General features: G+C 18.5%; 1 protein-coding gene. It reads right to left on the bottom strand.

Annotation, left to right across the window (positions count from 1 at the left end):
- Nucleotides 1-23: 23 nt before the first annotated feature.
- Nucleotides 24-265, bottom strand: a 242-nt coding sequence (locus tag AYC60_RS09020) for a hypothetical protein (protein ID WP_197416963.1), incomplete at its 5' end; no start/stop codon positions are given.

The following is a 265-nucleotide window of genomic DNA, read 5'->3' as shown; positions in this document are numbered from 1 at the left end:
GTTGAAAAAGAAGCTTTTAAAAATTAAAATATTGTAGAAAGTAATAAAGGTAGAGTTGTAAAGAATATTTTTAATGTTGTAGGTATAAATTTAGATGAAATATATATAACATCTTTATATAATTTAGAAAAAAGTAATATAATATTTAATGCTAATACTACTGTTGAATTACTAGTTGTTTTAATTACAGAAATAATGTTAGTTAATCCTATATATATTATTACTGTATGAGAATAAGTATTTAATGTCTTAATATCAGATTCAT

It is taken from the genome of Streptobacillus felis (assembly GCF_001559775.1).
GTDB lineage: Bacteria > Fusobacteriota > Fusobacteriia > Fusobacteriales > Leptotrichiaceae > Streptobacillus > Streptobacillus felis.
Note: the sequence above shows the minus strand (reverse complement) of the source record. Positions and strands in the feature narration are given on the sequence as shown.